The following is a 4,836-nucleotide window of genomic DNA, read 5'->3' on the forward strand; positions in this document are numbered from 1 at the left end:
GCTGGCAGTGGCCCATGGGGTGAAAGTCGGCGCGCATCCGGGCTATCCGGACCTGATGGGGTTCGGTCGCCGCTCGATGGCCTGCTCGCCGCAGGAAGTCGAGAACCTGATGCTCTACCAGATCGGCGCGTTGGAAGCGTTCTGTCGCGCCGAGGGCACCCGTATCCAGTACGTCAAGCCCCACGGCGCGCTCTACAACGACATGGCCGGCGACTTCGATCTACTGCGGGCGGCAATGCAGGCGGTGGTGCGTTACGATCGGGCGCTGCCGCTGCTGGTGATGTCGACCGCCAATCCCGAGCCGGTGCGCGAACTGGCCGCGGAGATGGGCGTAACACTGTGGTTCGAGACGTTCGCCGACCGCGCCTATGACGCCAGGGGCCACCTGGTCTCGCGACGCCTCCCGGGCGCCGTGCATCACGATCGCGGCGCCATCGTCGAGCAGGCCGTGGCCCTGGCCAGGGGCGAGCCGCTGATCGCCAACGACGGCAGCGAGCTACGCCTGCCCGCCGATACGCTGTGCGTTCACGGCGACAACGCCGAATCCGTGGCGGCGGTGAAAGCCATTCGCGAAGCCTTCCAGCAGTTGGCCGACGCATGAGTCAGTCGCCTTCATCTTCTACTGCGCCCGCTTTTCGACTGGAAACGGTCGGCATGGACGCCCTCATCGTCAGGCTGTTCGCCGCCATCGACGAGGCCCACATGCCCTGGATCCTGGCCGCCGACAACGCCCTGCGGGAACGCTTCGGCGAGGCGCTGATCGACCTGGTGCCGTCCTACACCACGCTGCTGGTGCACTACGACGTGGCCCGGCTCTCCCAGCGGGAGGCCAGGCAGTGGATCGACGAAGCCCTGCGGGGATTGAAGCCGGCCTCCACCGAGACCGGGCGGGAGCATCGCATCCCGGTGTGGTACGACGACAGTGTCGGCCCCGAACTCACCAGGATCGCCGAGCGCCTAGGCGTCGATACCGACGAGATCGTGCGTCGCCACGCCGGTCGCGATTATTGCGCCTTCGCCCTCGGCTTTTCGCCAGGCTACGCGTTCATGGGCATGGTCGAGGAGGCGCTGGCCACGCCGCGGCTGAAGACGCCGAGACAGAAGGTGGCGGCGGGCAGCGTGGGCATCGCCGAACGCCAGACCGCCATCTATTCGATGCGCTCGCCGGGTGGCTGGAACATCCTGGGCCGCACCGCCGTCGAGCTGTTCGATCGCGAGCGCGACGAGATCAGCCTGTTTCGCCCGGGCGATCGGGTGCGATTCGAACCGATCAGCCGCGAGGCTTTCATCGAACAGGGCGGCGACACCACGCCGCTGGAGGAGCGCTGATGGCGACGCCGGAAATCTCCCGGGCGGCGAGTGGCAATGCCGCTCTGGTCGTCGAGGGCACGGGGCCGCTGGCGCTGGTGGAGGACGCCGGTCGCTTCGGGGCCCGCCATCTCGGCGTGACGCAGGGCGGCGCGCTGGACTGGATCGCGCTGGGCTGGGCCAACTGGCTGCTCGGCAACGCCCCGGACGCCGCCGGCATCGAGATCGCCATGGGTGGGCTGACGCTGAAGGCCACAGGCAGGATGGCGGTGGCCATCGCGGGTGCCGATCTCGGCGCCACGCGGGATGGCGAGACGCTGCCCGCCAATGGCAGCTTCGTTCTCGAACCGGGGCAGGTGCTGGCGTTCGACCAGCCCAGGGCGGGGCTGCGTGCCTACCTGGCGTTGCCGGGCGGGATCGATGCCGAGCCGTTCATGGGGAGCCTCTCGACCGTCGCCCGCGAGCAGCTGGGCGGTCTCGACGGGCGGGGGAGCGCGCTTCGGATCGGCGATCGGTTGATCGCGGCCTCGGTGGCCGCCGAGACCCGCGAGATGCCATGCGCGATGGCCATGCCGCAGGACGAGGTCACGCTCGAGCTGGTCACCGGGGCGCAGATCGCGCACTTCGAGGGTGCCAGCCTGTTCGCGGCCTTCAATCAGGCCTGGCAGGTGGATAGCCGCGCCGACCGCATGGGCGTGCGCCTGACCGGACCGGAACTGCGATGCCAGCTGGGGGGCATGATCTCGGAGGGGATTCCGCTGGGCGCGGTCCAGGTTCCGCCGGATGGCCAGCCGATCATCCTGCTCAACGACCGTCAGACCATCGGCGGCTATCCGCGCCTGGGGGCGCTGTCGCCCCTCGCCTGTGCCCGGCTCGGGCAGTGCGCTCCCGGCACCTCGATCAGTCTCTCCCCGGTCACGCCGCACCAGGCGCGCAAGGCCTATCTGCAGCAACTCGCACTGTGGCGCTGATCGCGTGCCGGTTCCCTGCCATCGTTGGCCAGCGGGCGCCTGAACCGAAGGGCGTCCGTCGAGGCGCGCTGTCGCCCCTTCAGTCGTCGCCCGCCTGGCGCATCGGCATCCTGTCGATGGTAGCGTAGATCTCCTGGAGGTCGACCTCGCCCTGGAGCTGTACTTTCTTGCCGCCATCCTTGCCGATCAGGATCGTGGTCACGCCCTGTTCGGGGCTGACGTCCACGGCATCGAGCAGCGCCTTGGTCTCGTAAGCGGTCATCGGACGGCCATGACGGGTGCCGCTCTCTCCTTCGATCGTGTAGAGCAGCATGTCGCGATCATCGAACTGCGCCTGGGTGCGGTCGAGCTGCTGGCGCAGGTGCCGGTAGGCGGGCTGCCCGGCATCCGGCGTCACCACGATGAGCGGGCGGAAGTTCCACTTGTCGGTAATCAGCGGATTGGCTGGATCGTTGCCGTTCGCCTGGGCCGAAGCCCCCGTCGCGAACGAAGCCCCGGCCATCAGTACTCCGGTCATCAACCAGTGTTTCATGGGGATCTCCTCCGAGTGTCGTTAGCGAGTCCGCAGTTCATTGTGACTCCGAAGGCTGCAGGGGGTTCAAGCTGGCTGGAGTTCCCGCTGGCGCTGTTATACCGGGCACTCCTAATATAACGGACACCGCTAGCAAAAATATTTCTAAATTCGTAAGAATATTTGCAGGCGGTGGAGCCTCGGTATAACCTTGCAAGACTGAAACGGAGGGATGAGGCATGGCCGATCGCGATGGTTTCGATATGCCGCCGACATCGATAGCCGCCTTGCAGGCGCTCTCGATCGCCGCGCGTCGAGGAGAGCCCCGGGCACCGAAACTGACGCCGGGGGCGCTCAAACTGCTCGAGCAACTGCTCGCCGCTCCGGAGCTTGCGGCCACGCTCAGTATCTCGGCGCTGGCGAAGCAGCATGACGTCAATGCTTCCAGCCTGACCCGGCTTTCGCACGCCTTGGGCCTGACGGGATTCAAGGCGTTTCAGGCGCTGTTTCGCGCCGATGCGACCACCGGCGCCTTCTACTCCACCCGTGCGGAACGCCTGCTCGATCTCGGCCAGATTCCGAGCGACGGCGACTATCCCGTCCAGCGCCAGACGCTGTGGCAGGAGGAGATGGGCAATCTCTCGCGAACCGCGGAGAGGCTCGATGAGTCGATGCTGGCGCGTGCCGCCAGGGCGCTGATCGATGCCCGGCGGGTCCACGTCGTTGGCCAGCGTGCCTGCTTCGCGGGGGCGCACTACCTGGCCTACTACCTGGGCTACCTGCGCAGCGACGTGCGCCTGATCGACTCTCTCGGTGGAATCAACCTCGAGACGGGGCGCGAGTTGGGGGAGGGCGATCTGGTGGTGGGCATCAGCTATCGCCCGGAAACCCGGGTCAGTGTCGATTACTGCCGCCAGGCGCTGGACCAGGGCGCTCGATTGCTCGCGCTGACCAACCAGGAGACCGCGCGATTGGCCACGATGACCGACATGACGCTGTTGGCGTCCGCCGAAGGGCCGTTCTTCTTCAACCCCATGAGCAGTCTGTTCGTGACCATCGAGATGCTGCTGTCGCACATGGCCCACGAGATGGGGGGCGACGCCGTCGCCTCGATCCGCCGTCGTGAAGCCCTGATCGCCCGCTGGCAGATCGAATGACCTTTCCACCCCATCGAACCCAGGAGACCAGTTGTCATGACCGCCCGCCCGGGGCTTGCCGCCGCCCTGTTGAATCGTGCCTACGCCGATGACCTCGATGCCACACCGGCATCCGATACCCTGTTGATCAACGAACAGTCGCGACTGCTGGAGTCTCGTGGCGAGCGCGTCATCAAGTTCGGCTTCGGCCAGTCGCCGTTTCCGGTCTACGGCCCGGCGGTGGAGGCGCTGGCCCGCCACGCGGACCGCAAAGCGTATCTGCCCGTGCAGGGGCTGCCGGCACTGCGGGATGGGGTCGCGAGTTTTCACAGCGAGATCGATGGCACGCCCTGGCAGGCATCGCGGGTCCTGGTGGGACCCGGCAGTAAACTGCTGCTGTTCGCCTTGATCAAGGCGCTGCCCAAGACGGAGATCCTGATCCCGGCGCCAGCCTGGGTCTCCTATGCGCCGCAGGCGCGTCTGGCCGGACAGACGGCGGTCAAGCTGGCGGCCAGCTTCGAGACGCGCTGGCAGATCACGCCGGAGCAGCGCGAGGCGCATTGCCGAGAAGGCGGGAGCCGCACGCGGCTGCTGATTTTCAATGCACCTGGCAATCCGACCGGGTTGTCGCCCGATGCCGAGACTCAGCGCGCGCTGGCCGAGGTGGCTCGGCGCCATGGCGTGATCGTGCTGGCGGACGAGATCTACGGCCCGTTGGACCATCACGGCTCGCACCGCGCCTTCGCCCGCGACTATCCCGAGGGCACGGTCACCACCAGCGGGCTCTCGAAGTGGTGTGGCGCTGGCGGCTGGCGACTGGGCGTGATGCACGTTCCTGAAGCGCTGGGCGGTGAGCTGTTCGCACGCCTGCTCGGCATCGCCTCGGAGACGTGGTCGAGTGTCGCCAGCC

Annotated in this window: 6 protein-coding genes; 5 read left to right on the plus strand and 1 reads right to left on the minus strand. The window is 67.3% G+C overall.

Annotated features, from left to right (window positions below):
- The 3 genes from AC3AYF_RS18245 to AC3AYF_RS18255 all read left to right on the plus strand — a co-directional run.
- On the plus strand, positions 1-601 hold a 601-nt coding region (locus tag AC3AYF_RS18245; RefSeq protein ID WP_487780144.1), incomplete at its 5' end, for a 5-oxoprolinase subunit PxpA.
- Entirely contained in the window at positions 598-1,329 is a 732-nt protein-coding gene (locus tag AC3AYF_RS18250; RefSeq protein ID WP_295040304.1) for a 5-oxoprolinase subunit B family protein, read from the plus strand. The genes AC3AYF_RS18245 and AC3AYF_RS18250, both read left to right, overlap by 4 nt.
- Positions 1,329-2,279 carry a 5-oxoprolinase subunit C family protein gene (locus AC3AYF_RS18255; protein ID WP_295040306.1) on the plus strand — a complete coding sequence of 317 codons (951 nt, stop codon included), beginning with the start codon at positions 1,329-1,331 and terminating at the stop codon, positions 2,277-2,279. The genes AC3AYF_RS18250 and AC3AYF_RS18255 overlap by 1 nt, the downstream gene beginning before the upstream one ends.
- A gap of 79 nt (positions 2,280-2,358) precedes the next feature.
- On the opposite strand, the gene AC3AYF_RS18260 is transcribed toward AC3AYF_RS18255, so the two are convergent.
- Positions 2,359-2,811: a DUF4174 domain-containing protein gene (locus tag AC3AYF_RS18260; RefSeq protein ID WP_149435827.1), complete on the minus strand. Its 453-nt coding sequence runs from the start codon at positions 2,809-2,811 to the stop codon at positions 2,359-2,361.
- Positions 2,812-3,029: 218 nt separating this feature from the next.
- Here AC3AYF_RS18260 and AC3AYF_RS18265 point away from each other — a divergent pair, with 218 nt between their 5' ends.
- Both AC3AYF_RS18265 and AC3AYF_RS18270 read left to right on the plus strand, forming a co-directional pair.
- The gene (locus AC3AYF_RS18265) at positions 3,030-3,947 is read left to right on the plus strand and encodes a MurR/RpiR family transcriptional regulator (RefSeq protein WP_295040309.1); all 918 of its coding nucleotides are present in this window, start codon (positions 3,030-3,032) and stop codon (positions 3,945-3,947) included.
- A 36-nt stretch (positions 3,948-3,983) separates the two neighbouring features.
- Positions 3,984-4,836 (plus strand): pyridoxal phosphate-dependent aminotransferase (locus tag AC3AYF_RS18270; protein WP_295040311.1); only part of this gene is annotated, 853 nt, incomplete at its 3' end.

The sequence above is a fragment of the Salinicola sp. genome (assembly GCF_982684285.1).

Excerpts from the sequence above, each read along its gene's own strand:
- AC3AYF_RS18260 (WP_149435827.1), bottom strand. The coding sequence starts at position 2,811 with ATGAAACACTGGTTGATGACCGGAGTACTGATGGCCGGGGCTTCGTTC.
- AC3AYF_RS18250 (WP_295040304.1), top strand. The coding sequence starts at position 598 with ATGAGTCAGTCGCCTTCATCTTCTACTGCGCCCGCTTTTCGACTGGAA.
- AC3AYF_RS18255 (WP_295040306.1), top strand. The coding sequence starts at position 1,329 with ATGGCGACGCCGGAAATCTCCCGGGCGGCGAGTGGCAATGCCGCTCTG.
- AC3AYF_RS18265 (WP_295040309.1), top strand. The coding sequence starts at position 3,030 with ATGGCCGATCGCGATGGTTTCGATATGCCGCCGACATCGATAGCCGCC.